Source organism: Kitasatospora sp. NBC_01302 (genome assembly GCF_035976515.1).
GTDB lineage: Bacteria > Actinomycetota > Actinomycetes > Streptomycetales > Streptomycetaceae > Kitasatospora.
Window position 1 is genome coordinate 1,322,182 of record NZ_CP108404.1, and the last position, 16,229, is coordinate 1,338,410.

The following is a 16,229-nucleotide window of genomic DNA, read 5'->3' on the forward strand; positions in this document are numbered from 1 at the left end:
TCAGTAGCCGGGCGGCGGCCCGATCGTCGAGGCCCCGGGACCGAGCGCGGCCACGTACCGCTTGTTCAACTCGGCCCAGCCGGGCCCGGATCCGTCCGTTCCGTCCAGCGCCGCGGCGAGCCGGTCCAGGCACTCGTGCCAGCCGGCGCCGTCCCGGGCGGCCTTGCCGCGCTCGTCCAGGGTGTCCAGCAGCACCAGGGTGCAGCCGCCCGCGCGCTCGGTCAGCTCCAGGCGGATCACGTCGGTGCCCCACTCGAACTCCAGCAGCGTGGGCGGGACGCAGGCGAGCACCCGGCCCTCGAAGGCGGGGGCCCGGTCGAGCGGGTCGGTGAAGGTCAAGGTGGCGCCCACCCGCCATTCGCCGCTGATGCGATGGGGGAACCAGGCCGCCAGGTGCTCGGGTTCGGTGAGGGCGCGCCAGACCCGCTCCGGCGCGTGGGCGAGGTCGCGGGTGAAGCGCAGCCGCCAGCGGTCACCGGCCGGCTCCAGGGTGCCGAGGTCGTTCATGAGGAGCTCCGTAGGGTGTCCGGCGGTCCCGGGGGACCGTCCATCGTCTCCAGGTGGTCTTCGAGCCGGTCCAGACCGGTGTTCCAGAGGGCGCGGTAGGGCGCCAGCCACTCCTCCAGTTCGAGCAGCGGCGCCGGGCTCAGCCGGTAGAGCCGGCGCTGCTCGGCCACCCGCACCTCGACCAGCCCGGCCTCGCGCAGCACCCGCAGGTGCTTGGAGACGGCCGGCTGGCTGGCCTGCAGGGCCTGCGCCAGCTCGCCGACCGACCGCTCGCCGCCACGGACCAGGTCGAGTATCCGCCGACGACGCGGCTCGGCCAGCACGTCGAATACCGATGTCACCCCTCCAGCGTGCCTCGCGGGTTATATGCCCGTCAAGGCATACACGCCACCGCCCCGGCCGATCGCCTCGCGCCGGCCCCGGCCCCGGCCCCGCACACCGCCCACCGCCCACCGCCCACGCAGGCTCGGCGCGCCCGCCCCCGCCCGGCTGACACGGCGTCAGACGTGCGCGATAGTGGCTGGTCGAGACGGTGATCAACGATCAAGCAGTGGACCGGACCCAGCCCCGAGGAGCGGCACGATGACCGAAGCGCCCCCCAGCCCCCTGGCCGCCATCGACGAGAACTGGCAGCGCGCGCTGGCGGTGGTCGCCCACCCGGACGACATGGAGTACGGCGCCGCGGCGGCCGTGGCCCGCTGGACGGCCCAGGGCAGGACGGTCGTCTACGCCATGGTCACCAGCGGCGAGGCCGGCATCGACTCGCTCGACCCGGCCCGGTGCGCGCCACTGCGCGAGGCCGAGCAGATCGCCTCGGCCGAGCTGGTCGGCGTCGACACCGTGGAGTTCCTGCGCCACCCGGACGGGGTGGTGGAGTACGGGCTGCCGCTGCGCCGCGACATCGCGCGGCTGGTGCGCCGGCACCGCCCGGAGATCGTGCTGACCACCAACTTCCGGGAGACCTACGGCGGGGTCTTCCCCAACCAGGCCGACCACGTCGCCACCGGGCGGGCCGCCCTCGACGCGGCGCGCGACGCGGGCAACCGCTGGGTCTTCCGCGAGCTGACCGCCGAGGGGCTGGAGCCGTGGAACGGCGTGCGGCAGGTCTGGGCGGCCGGCTCCCCGCTGTCCGGGCACGGCGTCGACACCACCGACCACTTCGAGGCCGGCGTCGCCTCGCTTGAGGCCCACGCCGCCTACCTCGCGGGCCTCGGCGGCCAGATGTCCGACGCCCGCGGGTTCCTGGAGTCGATGGGCCGTGCCACCGGCACCCGGCTGGGCACCCGGTTCGCGGCGGCCTTCGAGGTGATCAACCTGCACCCCCAGTAGGCGTCGTCCGGGCCGACACCGGCCGCCCGGACCGGGATGCCCGGTGGGCGCGGCCCAGTGCCTGCGGCTAGCATGTGACCGGTTGTCAGATCGTGACGGGCGGTACCGTTGCCGCCCCTGGCGCACCGCGCACGATCCCCACAAGACCCCCGACACGAGATCCCCGACACGAGATCCCGATATTCTCGTGCTTCCCCCGGAGCGGAGAGAACGCAATGGCTGAGGAACCGGCCTGCTGGGCGGCCTGGACCACCAAGAACGTTCGATCAGGGCCAGGCGGTGTGCTCACCGTCGAGGGCGTGAAGCTCACCGGCGACCTGAGCGTGCACACCACCTGGACCGGCACCGAGGCGATCCTCACCGTGCAGTACACGGACGCCCTGGACTGGTTCACCCTGCAGGGCAGCCCACAGGCGGTGACCGAGGAGCAGATCGCCCGTGATCTGCACCAGGCGGCCGTCAACGCGGTCAAGGCCGGCGGCGGAGCCGCGCTCGCCTGAAACCCGGCCCCGCTGCCCCGTGGAACTGCCTCCCGCCCCCGCGGGAGGCAGTTTCACTGTGCCGGGCGGGTGGCCCCCAACAGCTCGCGCAGCAACGGCAGCAGCTCCGCCGGATCGGTCCCGGCCAGCTCGCCGAAGGCGCCGCTGGTACGGGCCAGGATCACCCCGGCGAAGGCCGCCGCCGCCAGCTCGGCGCGCAGCTGGGCCTGCTGCACGCCCTCGGCGGCGAACCGGTCCCGCAGCGGATCGACCAGCCGCTCGCGCAGGTGCGCCCGCGCGGCCTGCTGCACCTCGGTGCTGTCCCCCGGCAGCACCGCGGCCTGGAAGGACGGCCCCGGACCGCGCCGGTCGAAGCGGTCCAGCAGCTCGCGCAGCCGGTCCGGGTCGAGCAGGTCGGCGGGGGCCGTGTCACCCTGCTCGACCCGGACGGCGGCCAGGTAGAGCTGCATCTTGCCGCCGAAGTACCGGGCGATCAGCGCGGGGTCCACGCCCGCCCGTTCGCCGATCTCCCGGGTGGTGGTGCGTTCGAAGCCGCGGTCGGCGAAGAGCTCCATCGCCGCCGTGATGAGCAACTCCCTGCTGCGGGCCGCGTCCCGGCGCCGGACCGGCGGTGCGGCGTCCGCACCGGAGCGCTCCGCCGACTCGGACCGCTCCGCCGGCTCGGCCTGGGCCGACTCGGTCACGTCTCGGCCCGCGCCGGGCTGAAGGGCACCTCGTCCTCGCCGGGTGCGATATCGGCGATGCTCTCGTCCACCATCAGCTCCTCGTCCACCGTCGCCACCTGGGCCGCCACGGCAGCGCGCCGGGGCAGCACGATGGTAACCAGCCCGATCACCACCCACACCGCACAACTGATCAGCGCGGCGAACCGGTAGCCGTCGTTGCCGGGCAGCAGCTGCCCTGGTGCGGTGTGCGCCTGGAGCACCGCGCCGCACAGCGCGCTGCCGGTGGAGTAGCCGACGTAGCGCAGCACCTGGTTGAAGCTGACCGCGCTGCCGACCTCGTCGGCCGCCACCGCAGCGACGATCAGACCGGGCATCACGGCGAAGGTGCAGCCGACGCCGAGCCCGGCGATCGCCATCACCACCAGCAGCTCCCACAGGTGGCCCCGGGCGAACAGGAATACGAGCACCGAGACCAGCGAGATCGCGCAGCCCAGCGGCAGTACCAGGGCGGTGGAGGTGCGCCGGATCAGCAGCGGCACCACCTTGCTGGACAGCACGCTCAGCGCCGAGAAGGGCAGCAGCACCAGGCCCGCGACCACCACCGAGCCGCCCAGTCCGTAGCCGGTGGAGGCGGGGGTCTGCACGAAGCGGATCACCAGCGACATCAGCAGGTACATCCCGACACCGGCGACCAGTCCGGCCACGTCCGCGGTCAGCACGATCCGGTTGCGCAGCGTGCGCAGCTCCACCAGGGGGTGCTCGGTGCGCAGCTCGTGGCGGATCCAGCAGGCCAGCAGCAGCACCGCGAGCGCCGCCAGCGCCCACAGGCGCGGCGCGGCCCAGCCCCAGCTCTCGCCCTCGCTGAGCACCAGCAGCAGCCCGGCGAGCGCGAGGCCGAGCAGGGCGGCGCCGAGGGTGTCCAGCGGGCGCTGCCTGCGATGGGTGGTGGCCGGCAGCACCAGGGCGGCGAGCAGCAGCGCGAGCGCGCTGATCACGGCGCCGAACCAGAAGCCGGCGTGGATCCCGAAGGACTCGGCGATCAGCCCGGTGATCGGGTAGCCGAGGCCGACGCCGGCCACCGTGGTGATCGAGAGCAGCGCCACCGCCGAGCGCGAGGCCTCGGCGGGCAGGCTGTCCCGGGCGGTGGCGATGGCCAGCGGGGTGAGCCCGAGGCCGATCCCCTGCAGCCCGCGGCCGACCACCAGCCAGCCGAAGCCGAGCGGCAGCGCCGCCAGCACGCTGCCGGCCACCACCACGGCGGCGGCCGCCAGGGTCACCGTGCGCCGCCGCGGGCCGTCGCCCAGGCGCCCCATCACGGGGGTGGCGACGGCGCCGACCAGCATGGTGATGGTCAGCGACCACTGGGCGTCGGACAGCGACACGTGGTCGACGGTGGCGATGGTCGGGACCAGCGGTGCGCCGAGGCTGCTGATCACCGCCACCACGGTGCCGAGAAAGACCAGGACGGGCACCAAGGCCCGTTCGCGCCAGGCCGGGGGCCCGATCGGGGTGTCCATGGACGCGCCCTCCCTTACCAAGACGGCCATGAGCCGTCGAATGATGTCTCCATGTGATGTCTTCAGATGATGACATAATTCGACGGCTCGGCGAAACCCCCAGGTCGCGATCCCACCGGGCACCGGAATGAACCGTTCGGCAGCACGCGTTGGGGCGAAGGGGGACGATGCGAAAGGGGGCCCGACCGGGCGGACGGGGTGACTCGGCAAGGAGAGGCTGATGGGCTCGCTGACCTCGCTGGTCCAAGCCGCGGGCCTGTGGTCCTATGCGCTGATCTTCGCCCTGACCGCCGCCGAGACCAGCGCCTTCGTCGGCCTGATACTGCCCAGCGAGACGGTGATCCTCTTCGCCGCCGCGCTCTCCGCGCACGGCACGCTCAACCCGGTGCCGCTGGCCATCGCCGTGGTGAGCGGCGGGATCGTCGGGGACAGCACCGGCTACGCACTGGGCCGGCTGCTCGGCAAGCGGGTCACCGCCCGGCACCACGGCCACCGGATCCGCCCCGGCGGGCGGATCGACCGGGCCGGCGGGTACCTGCGCGAACGCGGCGGCCCCGCCGTCTTCACCGGGCGCTTCATCGGCTTCGTCCGCTCCTTCGTGCCCTTCGCCGCCGGCGCCGCCAAGATGCCCTACCGCCGCTTCCTGGCCTTCAGTGCGGGAGCCTCGTTCGCCTGGGGACTGGGCAACGTGGCACTCGGCTACTTCCTGGGCGCCTCCGCCCAGCGCCTGCTGCACACCATCGGCCTGGCCGGGGTGGCCGCCGTGGGCGGGGTGCTGCTGGCAGCGCTCCTGGTGCTGTGGTGGCGCAGCCGCCGGCGCACCCGCGCGACGCCGACCGCACCGGTCCGCCCGCCCGCGGCGCGCCCCGATCAGGACCCGGCCGCCCCGCCGGCCTCGGACCCGGTCCCGCCCTCGGACCCGACCCCGGCTCCGGCCGTGCGGGGCGCCGCCACGCACGGTTCCGGGGCGGAACCGGAGCCGCCGCAGCGATCGTCCCCCGACAGCTGAGCGTGCCCGAACGACCGTGCTCCGTGGCCGCGTTGCAGGATTCCCGGCCCGGTCGGCCGGCCCGTCCGGCACACCATGATCGACGGCGCAATGGTCATGCCAAAATGGGATTGAAAGGCACATCGCTGGGCAGATGCTCAGGGATCGGCCCGGACGGCGGTCCGGGCCCCGCCGGTGCGCCCGGTCCAGAGGAGGTCCGATCGTGGAACCCGTCCAGCGCTACGCAGTCTCTCTTCCCGGCCCGGTCGGTCAGCACGGGCCCGCCACCGTGGTCGTGGTGCACTGGACGCCGAGGACCAACGGCGGCCACTGCGTCTACGCCGACGACACCGGTGCGTTCGAGGTCGTCATCGACACCGACAGCGGGGTGGCCAGCCTGCTGGACGCCGTCGAGGGCCACCAGCACCAGTGCCTGCACGCCGTCCCGCTGCCCCAGGCCCGCGCCGCGGCCTCGGCCGTACCACCGGGCCGCGAGGTCTGGGGCGGCCCGATCAGCTGACCTCCCGCCCGCGCCGATCCGGCCGCTGAACCGCGAGGTTCAGCGGCCGCGCTCGTCGGTCCCCGCGACCTTGGCCGAGGTGAGCGCGATCCGGTTCCAGGTGTTGATGGTCAGGATCACCGCCACCAACTGGGCCAGCTCGGCCTGCTCGAAGTGCTCGGCCGCCCGGTCGTGGACGGCCTGCGGCACGCCGCCCTCCGCGAGCCGGGTGATCGACTCGGCCAGCGCGAGCGCCGCCTGCTCCTTGGCGGTGAAGAAGTGGGCGGCCTCGCGCCACAGGGCCACCAGGTGCAGCCGCTCCTCGCTCTCGCCGGCCTTGCGGGCGTCGCTGGTGTGCATGTGCAGGCAGTAGGCGCAGCCGTTCAGCTGCGAGACCCGGATCTGGACCAGCTCGACCAGGACCGGGTCGATGCCTTCGCGGGCTGCCGCATCCAGGCCGAGGACCGCCTTGAAGACCTTCGGGGCGGCCTGGGCCAGGTTCAGGCGGTTCGCGCCGGTGGCGGTGGGGGTCGCGCCGGGGTTCTCGATGCTGCTCTCGTTCGTCATGATCATGAATCTACGGACTCTGTTCGACCTTGGATAAGGTGCACTTCCATGGCGGAATCCTGGGTCAATTCGGCACGGCGGATCGGCCTCGATCTGCACCTCGAGCTGGTCGGACCGGGCAGCCGGCGCACCGTGCTGACCCGCGCGCTGCGCGAGGCGGTGCGCGCGGGGCGGCTCGCGCCCGGCACCCGGCTGCCGCCCTACCGCTCGCTCGCCGCGGACCTGGGGCTGGCCCGCAACACGGTGGCCGACGCGTACGCGGAACTGGTGGCGGAGGGCTGGCTGACGGCCCGCCAGGGCTCCGGCACCCGGGTCGCCCTCGGGGCGCCCACGGCCGACGGCTCGGGCAGACACCGGCCGAACCGCACCGCCGCGCCCACCGCCCCCACGCGCACCGGGACCACAGCGGTGGCCGGGCCGCCCCGGCACGACCTGCGCCAGGGCCACCCGGACCCCGCCTCCTTCCCGCGCGGTGCCTGGCTCGCTGCAGGCCGCCGGGCGCTGACCGCCGCACCCGCCGAGGCTTTCGGCCCGGGCGATCCGCGGGGCCGCCCCGAGCTGCGCCGGGCGCTGGCCGACTACCTGGCCCGGGTGCGCGGGGTGCGCGCCGACCCCGAGCGGATCGTGGTCTGCGCGGGCTTCGCGCACGCGCTGCGGCTGCTGAGCGGCGGCGCGGTCCTGCGCGGCCGGCTGGCGGTGGAGGGCTACGGCCTTCCGTTCCACCGCGAGCTGCTGGAACGGGCCGGACTGCGCACCGAGCCGCTGACGGTGGACGAGCACGGCGCCCGGACGGCCGAGCTGGCCACGCTGCCGCACCCGCGCGCCGTCCTGTTGACCCCGGCCCACCAGTTCCCCACCGGCGTGGCGCTGCACCCCGGCCGCCGGGCGGCGGCGGTCGACTGGGCGCGCGGCGCCGACGCCCTGGTCCTGGAGGACGACTACGACGGCGAGTTCCGCCACGACCGGCAGCCGGTCGGCGCGCTGCAGGGCCTGGCCCCCGACCGGGTGCTCTACCTGGGCTCGGTCAGCAAGAGCCTGTCACCGGCGCTGCGGCTCGGCTGGCTGGTACTGCCCGAGCACCTGGTCGATCCGGTGCTCGCGGCCAAGGGCGAACGGGAGGCCTGGACCAGCGTGCCGGACCAGCTCACGCTCGCCGACTTCATCGAGTCCGGCTCCTACGACCGCCACATCCGCCGGATGCGCCAGCGCTACCGGCGCCGCCGCGACCAGGTGGTGGCCACCTTGGCCGAGCGGACCCCGCACCTGGCGCCCACCGGCATCGCGGCGGGACTGCACGCCGTACTCCCCCTGCCCTCGGGCACCGAGGCGGCCACCGTCCGGACGGCCGCGGCCCAGGGCATCGCCCTGGACGGCCTGGCCGCCTTCCGGCACCCCAGGGCCGCGCAGCCGGCCGCGGACGGCCTGGTGATCGGCTACGCGGCCGCCGCCGAGCACGCCTGGGAGGCGGCCCTGGACGCCCTGTGCCGGATCCTGCCGCCGCCGGACTGACGATCCGTCGGACGGCCGGACAGCAGCCCCGGCCGTCCGATCGCACGAACGCGACACGAACACGTTTGCCCATGCTTGCACCGCACCTTCACTCCGATGAGCGATGCTCGTCCTCGGGGGATCCCGCTGGACGCCGACCACCAGGTGCCGCGTCCGTCCAGGAGCCGGCCGTTGCGAAAGAAGGTCCGATGCGCTCACCCGCCCGCCGGCTGCTCGGGTGTCTCGCCCTGCTGCTCACCGCCTGCGGCGCCCCCGGGCAGCCGCGCGGCGGCACCGCGGCCGGCCTGGCGCCGCAGGGCTCGCCGGCCGTGCTGGCCGGTGCCCGGGCACCGGCGCTGCCCGTGCTGACCCCGGACCAGTTGGCCGGCCAGCGGGTCGTCTACTCCTACACCGGCCCCACCGTCCCGGCCTCCCTGCTCAGTGCGGTGCGCTCCGGCCGGGCCGCCGGGGTGATCTTCTTCGGCTCCAACACGGCCGACCCCGACGCGCTCGGCCGCGCCGTCGCCGCCCTGCGCCAGGCCCAGCAGCAGAGCCCCGTGCGGCTGCCGCTGCTGCTGATGACCGACCAGGAGGGCGGACGGATCCGCCGCCTGCCCGGTGCGCCGGAGCAGTCCGAGCGGGCGATCGGGCAGGGCCCGGACGCGGTGGCCGCCGCCGCAGCCGCGGGTGACGCGGCTGCCCGCAACCTCACCGCGCACGGCATGAACGTCAACCTCGCCCCGGTGCTCGACGTGCACGACCAGGACGGCAACTTCATCGACCGGACCGAGCGCTCCTACAGCAGCGACCCGGCTGCCGCGGCCGGCCTCGGCAGCGCCTTCATCACCGCCCAGCAGCGCGCGGGCGTGGCCGCCACCGCCAAGCACTTCCCGGGCCTGGGCACCGCGCCCGCCGACAGCAACACCGACACCGGTCCGGTCACGCTCAACGCCGACAAGCAGCGGCTCACCGGGACCGACGAGGCGCCCTACCCGGCGGCCATCGCTGCCGGGGTCGATCTGGTGATGGTCTCCTGGGCCGTCTACCCCGCGCTCGACCCCGACCATCCGGCCGGCCTGTCCCCCTCCGTGGTCAACGGCGAGCTGCGCGACCGGCTCGGCTTCCACGGCGTGACCATCACCGACGCGCTGGAGGCCGGTGCGCTGCGCGCCTGGGGCAGCACCGGGCAGCGGGCGGTGGCGGCCGCCGGGGCGGGCATGGACCTGATCCTCTGCTCGGCCCAGGACCCCGACCAGGGCGAGGACGCCACCACCGCGCTGGCCGACGCACTGACCACCGACAAGCTCGACCGCGCGGGATTCGACGCCGCACTGGCCCGGGTCTCCGCGCTGCGGGCCGAGCTGCGCTGAACGGATCGTTCCGGACCCCTGGTTCCCGAGGCAGGAGAGGCACCCATGTCCCTGGTGAGAGTCCACAACTTCTCGATCTCCCTCGACGGCTTCGGCACCGGCGCCGGTCAGCGGCTGGACGCACCGTTCGGCCATGCCGGGCTGCGGCTGCACGACTGGTTCTTCCAGACCAGGACCTTCCGCCGGATGCACGGTGAGGACGGCGGCAGCACCGGGGTCGACGACGCGCTGGCCCGCACCTGGGACGCGGGCATCGGCGCCGAGATCATGGGGCGCAACAAGTTCGGTCCGCACCGCGGGCCGTGGCAGGACCAGGAGTGGAACGGCTGGTGGGGCGAGAACCCGCCGTTCCACACGCCGGTGTTCGTGCTCACCCACCACCCGCGCCCCTCGGTGGAGATGGCCGGCGGGACCACCTTCCACTTCGTCGACGCCACGCCCCAGGAGGCGGTGCACCTGGCGCGCGAGGCCGCGGGCGACCTCGACGTGCGGATCGGCGGCGGGCCGAGCACGGTGCGCGCGTTCCTGGCCGCGGACCTGATCGACCGGCTGCACCTGGTGGTCGTCCCGATCGTGCTGGGCTGCGGCGAGCTGCTCTGGGACGGCCTCGGCGGACTGGAGGAGCGCTTCGACGTCGAGTCGGTGAGCTCTCCCAGCGGCGTCACCCACCTGACCCTGACCCGGCGGTGACACCGGCGGCGCCGCAGCGCCCGCCCGGCCGGGCGAAAACCACCTGACGCCGCGATCCCCCCGCCTACGGTGGCCGGATGCGACACGACGAACAGGTGCTCGTCTTCGACGCCGACGACACCCTGTGGGAGAACAACGTCCGCTTCGAGCGGGCGATCGAGGCCTTCCTCGACGAGGTGGCCCCGCCCGCGCCCAGTCGCGCCGCCGCGCGTGCGGCTCTCGACCGGATCGAGGCGGCCAACGCGGCCCGCCACGGCTACGGCGCCCAGGTCTTCCTGCGCAGCCTCGGCGAGTGCCATGAGCAGCTGCACGGCCGGGCACCCAGTGCGGCGCAGCGGGAGCGCCTGGCGGCGCTGGCCGCCTCGATCACTGGTGCCGAGGTGGAGCTGATCCCCGGCGTGGCCCAGACGCTGGCCAGGCTCGCCCGGCGGCACGAGCTGCTGCTGCTCACCAAGGGCGACCGGGCGGAGCAGCAGGCGAAGATCGACGCCTCGGGGCTGGCCGGCCACTTCAAGGCGGTGCACATCGTCGCGGAGAAGGACGTGGCGGCCTATCAGCAGCTGATCGGCACCCACCCGCTGCCGCCGGAGCGCACCTGGATGATCGGCAACTCGCCGAAGTCGGACATCCTGCCGGCCCGCGCGGCCGGGCTGAACGCGGTGTTCATCCCGCACCAGCACACCTGGACGCTGGAGGCCGCCGAGCTGGACCCCGCGGACGGCGGCGTCCTGCGGCTGACCGCCTTCACCGAGCTGGGGGAGCACTTCTGATGACGGACCGTCAGCCCGCGGTCTCCTGCGTCTTCGTCTGCCACGACGGCGCCGGGCGGGTGCTGCTCGCCCGGCGTGCGGCAGCGGCCCGCGACGAGCCGGGGCGGTGGGACTGTGGCGCCGGGGCGCTGGAGTTCGGCGAGGAGTTCGAGGCCGCGGTGGCCCGCGAGGTGCGCGAGGAGTACACGGCCGAGCCGCTCGCGATCACCGTGCTCGGGGTGCGCAACGTGCTGCGCGGGAACCCGGTGGACTCGCACTGGGTCGCCGTCGTCTGCGCGGTGCGGGTCGACCCGGCGGCGGTGGCCATCGGCGAGCCGCACAAGTTCGACGCGCTCGGCTGGTTCGCCGAGGACGAACTGCCCGCACCGGTGCACTCCCAGCTGCCGCCGACCCTGGCGCTGGCCCGGGCCCATCTGGCGGGGAGCGGGGCGTAGGGCCTGTCCGGCGGATCTTGTCGGATCAGCGTGCGGCTCCCCCAGCCTTCGGCCGGGAGGTGCCCCCATCACCCAGCCTGGCGGCTGGGTAGGCCCGGCTGGGCGTGCACCCGAGTCGTCCTCGTACTGGGTCGTAGTTGGGCGATTCGGGCGTGCGTCCAGGCGGGCAGCGACATCAGCAGCTGGCGCTGCGGGCCGGCGTCGCGCGCCTGACGGGAATTGTGAGACACGGCCTAGCTCGACCGGGCGGCGCCTGCGGCGTTTCTGACCTTCCATCAGACGTCGGGTCTGCCAAGCTCTCCCCGATGACCCGACCATCGCTGCCCCAGATGCTGACCGCCGCCCTCGGCCGGTGGACCCTCCTGCTGCCACCGCTGGCGGCCGTGCTGCTCGCGCTGGTCTGGGGGCGCACGCTGCCGAACGCGGTGGCCACGGTCGCCGGGCTGGTGCTCGTCCTGGCGGTGCTGGCGGCGGTGCACCACGCGGAGGTGGTGGCGCACCGGGTCGGCGAGCCGCTCGGGTCGCTGGTGCTGGCGGTGGCGGTCACGGTGATCGAGGTGGCGCTGATCGTCACCCTGATGGTCGACTCCGCGGCGAAGAACGCCACCCTGGCGCGGGACACCGTCTTCGCCGCGGTCATGATCACCTGCAACGGGATCGTCGGGCTCTGCCTGCTGCTCGGCTCGCTGCGCACCCGGGTCGCGGTCTTCAACCCGGAGGGCACCGGCGCCGCGCTGGCCACGGTGGCCACCCTCGCCACGCTCAGCCTGGCGCTGCCCTCCTTCACCACCAGCACCCCCGGGCCGAACTTCTCCCCCACCCAGCTCACCTTCGCCTCGGTGGCCGCCCTGGTGCTCTACGGCCTCTTCGTGACCACCCAGACGGTGCGCCACCGGGAGTACTTCCTGCCGCCGGAGCTGATCGACCGGCCCGCGGCCGACCCGCAGCACGGCGAGACCCATGACGAACTCCCCACGAACCGGGAGACCGCGACCAGCCTGGTGCTGCTGATGGTCGCGCTGGTGGCCGTGGTCGGCCTGGCCAAGACGGTCTCGCCGACCATCGAACACGGGGTCACGGCGGCCGGGCTGCCGGCCTCGGTGATGGGCGTGGTGATCGCGATGCTGGTGCTGCTGCCGGAGACCATCGCGGCGGTCCGGGCCGCCCGGCGCGACGAGGTGCAGACCGGGCTGAACCTGGCGCTCGGCTCGGCGATGGCCAGCATCGGCCTGACCATCCCGGCGGTCGCGCTCGCCTCCGTCTGGCTGAGCGGGCCGCTGGTGCTGGGCCTGAGCGCCTCGCACCTGGTGCTGCTCGCGCTCACCGTGGCGGTGGGCACGCTGACCGTGATCCCGGGCCGGGCCACCCCGCTGCAGGGCGGGGTGCACCTGTCGGTGCTGGCGGCCTACGTGGTGCTGGCGGTCAGCCCGTAGGCGGGTCCCGGGCCGACCGCCGGACGGGCCCCGAGGGCCTCAGGCGTTGACGAGCGTGACCGCCGCCTCCGGGGAGTGCAGCGCGAAGGTCAGCGACTCCTGGAGGTAGAGCCGCACCGCGTGGGCGTCGTGCGACAGGTAGCCGATCGACAGGTCCTGGCCCAGGTGCAGCTCGAAGTCGCCGCCCCGGGTGGAGAGCACCACGGCGCCCTGCAGGGCCGGCGCCCAGATGATCTCCCCGGTGACCACCCGGGCCAGGTGCTGGCGCACCGGATAGCCGTGGTTGGAGGTCTCGTTGACCGCCGTGTAGGCGTCGGCGCCCAGCAGCAGCGAGTACGGGCCGTCCACGCCGGCCAGCCGCAGCGTGGTCAGCGCCCGGCTGACCGCGTCCGGGTAGTCGGTGACCTCGCCCGGCAGGGTGACCGTCGGGTTGTCGGAGCCGATCCGCACCCCGGTGATGCCCGCCGCCGGCCAGCCCTCGAAGATCGCGGTGTCCTCGGCCTGCGCCATGGTGCGGGCCGCGTCCTTGACGGGCTGCCAGTCGGAGTCCTGCGAGCCGCGCTCCACGTCGTCCACGGCCTGGCGGTCCAGGGTGAACGGCACCCGCAGCTCGACCACCGGGCGGGACTCGCGGGCGTGCGCCGACGTCCCCGGGACCAGCGCCGCGATCGACTGCAGGTGGCCGGAGCCGACCGCGGCGAGGTCCGGGCCCACCGGACCCACCAGGTCGACCACCCGGCGCCCGGCCAGGTGCAGGGTGAAGGTGCGCCGGGCCTCCTCCTCGATCTGCGCCCAGGCCCCGGTGGAGATCGGGGCCAGGTCGCGGTGCAGGTTGTTCATCGGGTGCCACTCCTTTGCGGTCCGGCGAGGGCGGTGGGCTGCTGCTTGAGACTGCCGATGCCGAGCGAGCCGTCCGCCCCGGCGGGGGCGGTGCGCGCGGCGGCCGTCCCGGCGGCGGGCGGCGGGTCGTCGAGCAGATCGGCGGAGGGGACGAAGAAGAGCCCGCCGGTGACGGCCGTCGAGAAGTCGAGCAGCCGGTCGTGGCGGCCCGGTGACCGCCCGAGGAACATGTTCTCCAGCATCTCCTCGGTCACCGCCGGGGTGTGGCAGTAACCGATGAAGTAGGTGCCGCACTCCCCGTCGGCATAGGAGCCGAACGGCATGTTCAGCCGGACGATCTCGCGCTCGCGGCCGTCCACCGGATCGAGGCTGGTGAGGGCCACGTGCGAGTCGGCCGGCTGCTCGGCCCCGGGCAGTTCGACGTCCTCGAGCTTGGTGCGCCCCACCGCGCGCTCCTGCTGCTCGACCGGCAGCGCCCGCCAGCGGGCCAGGTCGTGCAGGTACTTCTGGACGATCACGTAGCTGCCGCCGGCGAAGTCCGGGTCCTCGGCGCCGATCAGCGCCGCCCGGTCGGCGTCGGCGCCCTCGGGGTTCTCGGTGCCGTCGACGAAACCGAGCAGGTCGCGCCGGTCGACGTAGCCGAAGCCGGTCACCTCGTCCACCACGTCCACCGCGCCGCGCAGCCGCTCCAGCAGCAGGCCGGCCAGGTCGAAGCAGGCGTCCTGGCGTTCGGCACGCAGGTGCAGCAGCAGGTCGCCGGGGGTGGCGGGGGCGGTGTGCCGCTCGCCGCGCAGCTCGCGGAAGGGGTGCAGCCCGGCGGGGCGCGGCGGGGCGAAGAGCCGGTCCCAGAGCTGCGAGCCGATGCCGAGCACGCAGCTGAGCCCGGTGTCGGCGCCGCGGAAGCCGACCGACCTGCGCAGCGCGGCGACGTCCGGCAGCAGGTCGCGCACCGCCTGCTCGCCGCCCGGGCGCACGGTGAGCACCAGGAAGCGCGCGGCGCAGCTGAGCGGAGCCCGGACGGCCTGCGGACGCGGGGCCGCCGGCCCGCGGGGCTGCTCCGGCCCGTCGGCCGCCGTCACTGCTGCTGCTCGCTGCGGTCGCCGGCCCAGAGCGTGTGGAACACCCCGTCCCGGTCGGTGCGCCGGTAGGTGTGGGCGCCGAAGAAGTCCCGCTGGCCCTGGATCAGCGCGGCCGGCAGCCGCCCGGCGCGCAGCGCGTCGTAGTAGGCCAGTGCGGTGGCGAATCCGGGTACCGGCACGCCGAGTTGGGCGGCGGTGGAGACCACCCGGCGCCAGGCGGACTGCGCCTCGCCGAGCGCCTTGCGGAAGTACTCGTCGGTGAGCAGGGTGGGCAGTTCGGGGTCCGCCTGGTAGGCGGCCTCGATCCGGTCCAGGAACCTCGCCCTGATGATGCAGCCGCCGCGCCAGATCGAGGCCATCGCACCGGGTGCGATCCCCCACCCGTACTCCGCGCTGCCGGCCTGGATCTGGTTGAAGCCCTGGGCGTAGGCGACGATCTTCGAGGCGTACAGCGCCTGCTCCACGTCACCGGCGAACCGGTCGGCCGCCGCGCTGTCCAGCCAGGTCTCGGTGGGGCCGGGCAGGTCGCGGGCCGCCTCGCGCAGCGCCGCGCTGCCCGAGAGCGAGCGGGCGAAGACCGCCTCGGCGATGCCGGAGACCGGCACGCCGAGTTCGAGCGCGCTCTGCACCGTCCACCGGCCGGTGCCCTTCTGCTCGGCCCGGTCCTGGACGATGTCGACGAACGGGCGCCCGGTGGCGGCGTCGGTGTGGCCGAGCACCTCGGCGGTGATCTCGATCAGATAGGAGTTGAGCCGGTCCTCGTTCCAGGTCCGGAAGGTCCGGGCGATCTCGGCGGGCTGGCGCCCGGCGCCGTGCCGCAGCAGGTCGTAGGCCTCGGCGATCAGCTGCATGTCGGCGTACTCGATGCCGTTGTGCACCATCTTGACGAAGTGTCCGGCGCCGTCCGGGCCGACGTGGGTGCAGCAGGGCTGCCCGTCCACCTGGGCCGCGATCGACTCCAGCACCGGCCCGAGCGAGCGGTAGGCCTCGGCGGTGCCGCCCGGCATGATGCTCGGGCCCAGCAGCGCGCCCTCCTCGCCGCCGGAGATGCCGGTGCCGACGAAGTGCAGGCCGTGTTCGCGCAGCGCCGCCTCGCGCCGGCGGGTGTCCATGAAGTGCGCGTTGCCGCCGTCGACCACGATGTCGCCGGCTTCGAGCAGCGGGACCAGTTCGTCGATCACCGCGTCGGTGGGCTCGCCCGCCTTGACCATGATGACGATCCGCCGCGGGCGGGCCAGCGAGGCCACGAACTGCGCCGTCGTCTCGCTGGGGACGAACGCGCCCTCGTGGCCGAACTCGGCCATCAGCGCGCTGGTCCGGGCGTTACTGCGGTTGTGCAGGGCGACCCGGTGGCCGTGCCGGGCGAAGTTCCGGGCCAGGTTGCGGCCCATGACGGCCAGTCCGGTGACGCCGATGTCGGCAGACTCCTGCGCGCTCATTCAGATGACTCCAAGTCGCTGGTCCGGCAGCACGGTGAACAGCCCCCAGCCTGCCGTGCCCGCCCGCTCCACGCACCACGGCACGCGGAGCGGGTGCACAGCGTCCGGACCGCG

Annotated in this window: 18 protein-coding genes; 10 read left to right on the top strand and 8 right to left on the bottom strand. The window is 74.3% G+C overall.

Annotated features, from left to right (window positions below; genetic code table 11):
* Both OG294_RS05915 and OG294_RS05920 read right to left on the bottom strand, forming a co-directional pair.
* Window positions 1-507, bottom strand: a complete 507-nt coding sequence (locus tag OG294_RS05915; RefSeq protein ID WP_327065341.1) for an SRPBCC family protein — start codon at window positions 505-507, stop codon at window positions 1-3.
* Complete coding sequence (locus tag OG294_RS05920) at window positions 504-848, bottom strand: ArsR/SmtB family transcription factor (protein ID WP_327065342.1); 345 nt, start codon at window positions 846-848, stop codon at window positions 504-506. The genes OG294_RS05915 and OG294_RS05920 overlap by 4 nt, the downstream gene beginning before the upstream one ends.
* 241 nt (window positions 849-1,089) lie before the next feature.
* Between OG294_RS05920 and OG294_RS05925 the strand changes: the two genes are divergently transcribed.
* Together OG294_RS05925 and OG294_RS05930 are read left to right on the top strand one after the other, a co-directional pair.
* A complete protein-coding gene (locus OG294_RS05925) occupies window positions 1,090-1,836 on the top strand; it encodes a PIG-L deacetylase family protein (protein WP_327065343.1) in 747 nt (248 codons plus the stop codon).
* Window positions 1,837-2,051: 215 nt separating this feature from the next.
* The gene (locus tag OG294_RS05930) at window positions 2,052-2,336 is read left to right on the top strand and encodes a hypothetical protein (protein ID WP_327065344.1); all 285 of its coding nucleotides are present in this window, start codon (window positions 2,052-2,054) and stop codon (window positions 2,334-2,336) included.
* 53 nt (window positions 2,337-2,389) lie between these two features.
* Here OG294_RS05930 and OG294_RS05935 read toward each other — a convergent pair whose 3' ends face one another.
* Window positions 2,390-3,019: a TetR/AcrR family transcriptional regulator gene (locus tag OG294_RS05935; protein WP_327065345.1), complete on the bottom strand. Its 630-nt coding sequence runs from the start codon at window positions 3,017-3,019 to the stop codon at window positions 2,390-2,392.
* Window positions 3,016-4,518, bottom strand: coding sequence for an MFS transporter (locus tag OG294_RS05940; RefSeq protein WP_327065346.1), 1,503 nt, complete (start codon window positions 4,516-4,518; stop codon window positions 3,016-3,018). The genes OG294_RS05935 and OG294_RS05940 overlap by 4 nt, the downstream gene beginning before the upstream one ends.
* A 220-nt stretch (window positions 4,519-4,738) precedes the next feature.
* Here OG294_RS05940 and OG294_RS05945 point away from each other — a divergent pair, with 220 nt between their 5' ends.
* A complete protein-coding gene (locus OG294_RS05945) occupies window positions 4,739-5,527 on the top strand; it encodes a DedA family protein (RefSeq protein ID WP_327065347.1) in 789 nt (262 codons plus the stop codon).
* Window positions 5,528-5,729: 202 nt separating this feature from the next.
* Window positions 5,730-6,026, top strand: a complete 297-nt coding sequence (locus OG294_RS05950) for a DUF6296 family protein (RefSeq protein ID WP_327065348.1) — start codon at window positions 5,730-5,732, stop codon at window positions 6,024-6,026.
* A 39-nt stretch (window positions 6,027-6,065) separates the two neighbouring features.
* On the opposite strand, the gene OG294_RS05955 is transcribed toward OG294_RS05950, so the two are convergent.
* Window positions 6,066-6,572, bottom strand: a complete 507-nt coding sequence (locus OG294_RS05955; protein ID WP_327065349.1) for a carboxymuconolactone decarboxylase family protein — start codon at window positions 6,570-6,572, stop codon at window positions 6,066-6,068.
* Window positions 6,573-6,620: 48 nt separating this feature from the next.
* On the opposite strand from OG294_RS05955, the gene pdxR reads away from it, so the two are divergent.
* The 6 genes from pdxR (at window position 6,621) to OG294_RS05985 (ending at window position 12,757) form a co-directional block, all read left to right on the top strand.
* On the top strand, window positions 6,621-8,081 hold the full coding sequence (gene pdxR / locus OG294_RS05960) for a MocR-like pyridoxine biosynthesis transcription factor PdxR (protein WP_327065350.1): 1,461 nt from the start codon (window positions 6,621-6,623) through the stop codon (window positions 8,079-8,081).
* A 188-nt stretch (window positions 8,082-8,269) separates the two neighbouring features.
* Window positions 8,270-9,430, top strand: a complete 1,161-nt coding sequence (locus OG294_RS05965; RefSeq protein WP_327065351.1) for a glycoside hydrolase family 3 N-terminal domain-containing protein — start codon at window positions 8,270-8,272, stop codon at window positions 9,428-9,430.
* Between the two features lie 45 nt (window positions 9,431-9,475).
* Window positions 9,476-10,120 (top strand): dihydrofolate reductase family protein, encoded by a 645-nt coding sequence (locus tag OG294_RS05970; protein WP_327065352.1) that lies wholly within the window; start codon window positions 9,476-9,478, stop codon window positions 10,118-10,120.
* 77 nt (window positions 10,121-10,197) lie between these two features.
* Complete coding sequence (locus tag OG294_RS05975) at window positions 10,198-10,890, top strand: HAD family hydrolase (RefSeq protein WP_327065353.1); 693 nt, start codon at window positions 10,198-10,200, stop codon at window positions 10,888-10,890.
* The gene (locus OG294_RS05980) at window positions 10,890-11,324 is read left to right on the top strand and encodes an NUDIX domain-containing protein (RefSeq protein WP_327065354.1); all 435 of its coding nucleotides are present in this window, start codon (window positions 10,890-10,892) and stop codon (window positions 11,322-11,324) included. Before OG294_RS05975 ends, OG294_RS05980 begins: the two co-directional genes overlap by 1 nt.
* Window positions 11,325-11,653: 329 nt before the next feature.
* The gene (locus tag OG294_RS05985; protein ID WP_327071455.1) at window positions 11,654-12,757 is read left to right on the top strand and encodes a calcium:proton antiporter; all 1,104 of its coding nucleotides are present in this window, start codon (window positions 11,654-11,656) and stop codon (window positions 12,755-12,757) included.
* A 39-nt stretch (window positions 12,758-12,796) separates the two neighbouring features.
* On the opposite strand, the gene OG294_RS05990 is transcribed toward OG294_RS05985, so the two are convergent.
* From OG294_RS05990 to gndA, 3 genes are read right to left on the bottom strand one after another with little or no spacing between them, the layout of a single operon-like run.
* Window positions 12,797-13,597 carry a family 1 encapsulin nanocompartment shell protein gene (locus tag OG294_RS05990; RefSeq protein ID WP_327065355.1) on the bottom strand — a complete coding sequence of 267 codons (801 nt, stop codon included), beginning with the start codon at window positions 13,595-13,597 and terminating at the stop codon, window positions 12,797-12,799.
* Window positions 13,594-14,676: a Dyp-type peroxidase gene (locus OG294_RS05995; protein WP_327065356.1), complete on the bottom strand. Its 1,083-nt coding sequence runs from the start codon at window positions 14,674-14,676 to the stop codon at window positions 13,594-13,596. Before OG294_RS05995 ends, OG294_RS05990 begins: the two co-directional genes overlap by 4 nt.
* Entirely contained in the window at window positions 14,673-16,115 is a 1,443-nt protein-coding gene (gene gndA, locus OG294_RS06000; protein ID WP_327065357.1) for an NADP-dependent phosphogluconate dehydrogenase, read from the bottom strand. The genes OG294_RS05995 and gndA overlap by 4 nt, the downstream gene beginning before the upstream one ends.
* Between the last annotated feature and the right edge of the window lie 114 nt (window positions 16,116-16,229).

Excerpts from the sequence above, each read along its gene's own strand:
- OG294_RS05915 (WP_327065341.1), bottom strand. The coding sequence starts at position 507 with ATGAACGACCTCGGCACCCTGGAGCCGGCCGGTGACCGCTGGCGGCTG.
- OG294_RS05925 (WP_327065343.1), top strand. The coding sequence starts at position 1,090 with ATGACCGAAGCGCCCCCCAGCCCCCTGGCCGCCATCGACGAGAACTGG.
- OG294_RS05930 (WP_327065344.1), top strand. The coding sequence starts at position 2,052 with ATGGCTGAGGAACCGGCCTGCTGGGCGGCCTGGACCACCAAGAACGTT.
- OG294_RS05940 (WP_327065346.1), bottom strand. The coding sequence starts at position 4,518 with ATGGACACCCCGATCGGGCCCCCGGCCTGGCGCGAACGGGCCTTGGTG.
- OG294_RS05945 (WP_327065347.1), top strand. The coding sequence starts at position 4,739 with ATGGGCTCGCTGACCTCGCTGGTCCAAGCCGCGGGCCTGTGGTCCTAT.
- OG294_RS05955 (WP_327065349.1), bottom strand. The coding sequence starts at position 6,572 with ATGACGAACGAGAGCAGCATCGAGAACCCCGGCGCGACCCCCACCGCC.
- pdxR (WP_327065350.1), top strand. The coding sequence starts at position 6,621 with ATGGCGGAATCCTGGGTCAATTCGGCACGGCGGATCGGCCTCGATCTG.
- OG294_RS05965 (WP_327065351.1), top strand. The coding sequence starts at position 8,270 with ATGCGCTCACCCGCCCGCCGGCTGCTCGGGTGTCTCGCCCTGCTGCTC.
- OG294_RS05970 (WP_327065352.1), top strand. The coding sequence starts at position 9,476 with ATGTCCCTGGTGAGAGTCCACAACTTCTCGATCTCCCTCGACGGCTTC.
- OG294_RS05975 (WP_327065353.1), top strand. The coding sequence starts at position 10,198 with ATGCGACACGACGAACAGGTGCTCGTCTTCGACGCCGACGACACCCTG.
- OG294_RS05980 (WP_327065354.1), top strand. The coding sequence starts at position 10,890 with ATGACGGACCGTCAGCCCGCGGTCTCCTGCGTCTTCGTCTGCCACGAC.
- OG294_RS05985 (WP_327071455.1), top strand. The coding sequence starts at position 11,654 with ATGCTGACCGCCGCCCTCGGCCGGTGGACCCTCCTGCTGCCACCGCTG.
- OG294_RS05990 (WP_327065355.1), bottom strand. The coding sequence starts at position 13,597 with ATGAACAACCTGCACCGCGACCTGGCCCCGATCTCCACCGGGGCCTGG.
- gndA (WP_327065357.1), bottom strand. The coding sequence starts at position 16,115 with ATGAGCGCGCAGGAGTCTGCCGACATCGGCGTCACCGGACTGGCCGTC.